Annotated in this window: 2 protein-coding genes; one reads left to right on the top strand and one right to left on the bottom strand. The window is 55.0% G+C overall.

The window, feature by feature from the left end:
• Positions 1-381: ATP-binding protein (locus CFR80_RS18475; RefSeq protein ID WP_181418227.1), on the top strand; the 381-nt coding region annotated here is incomplete at its 5' end.
• Between the two features lie 371 nt (positions 382-752).
• Here the strand turns inward: CFR80_RS18475 and CFR80_RS19700 are convergent.
• On the bottom strand, positions 753-938 hold a 186-nt coding region (locus CFR80_RS19700), incomplete at its 5' end, for a hypothetical protein (RefSeq protein ID WP_220032777.1).

Raw genomic sequence — 938 nt, 5'->3', positions numbered from 1 at the left:
GCCATTGGCCGGAGCTGCATCCGCACAGGTCGGCGTGGCCGGTTCTTCAACGTGGTGGACCTGGTCAACCGGCTTGAGGCTGACAGTCGGGCGGCAAGGGCGGGTCGGCTGGCCGAACAACTCGGCCGACTGGACTTTGTCATCCTCGACGAACTGGGATACCTGCCCTTTGCCCAGTCTGGCGGACAGTTGCTGTTCCATATGATCAGCCGCCTTTATGAACAGACCTCGGTCATTGTCACCACGAACCTGTCCTTCGGTGAATGGGCCAGTGTATTCGCCGACGCCAAGATGACCACGGCACTGCTCGACCGTCTGACCCATCACTGCGACATCATCGAGACAGGGAACGAAAGCTGGCGGTTCAGGAACCGTAACTGAACCTCTCTCCAGATCCATACCTGCCCCGGCCTGTCTCCTTACGCCTACGGCTTCAGGAGACAGGCCGGGCCTTCAACAGGGGGTTAATATTGCATGCCGATCAGGGGTTATTTTTGAGTGCCGATTGACAGTGGACGGCCTGAATCGGATTCCAACGGATGTCTATAGCGCGATGCGATGGATAGATAAGATCCGATCAGAATGTCCACGAAGGCGCGTGATTATTACACCGTCTACGACAATGCGTTTCATCAATAAGGACGGTAGGCAATTACCGCCTGAGGTTCACAATACACTTTCAGACCTGGCGAAGGTTCAACGTGCTTGCGTGGCGGCGGCCTTCGTCCATTAACAAGATTTTGGAGGAATTGTCATGGGCATGACACATACTCTACTGCAACCTTTTGATCCGGACCACAATGCACAATGGTATCCCGCTTTGCGTAGTGCAGATCTGAGAGCCCGATCCGAAAGTTTTTCAAGCTTGACAATGCCTTGCTGTCCGTCGTGTGAGCATGCGGATCGAGGCGATCAATGTCCATGCGGTTGAGGACGCA

The sequence above is a fragment of the Komagataeibacter oboediens genome, assembly GCF_003207815.1.
Taxonomy (GTDB): domain Bacteria; phylum Pseudomonadota; class Alphaproteobacteria; order Acetobacterales; family Acetobacteraceae; genus Komagataeibacter; species Komagataeibacter oboediens.
This window is presented reverse-complemented; position numbering and strand designations above follow the sequence as displayed.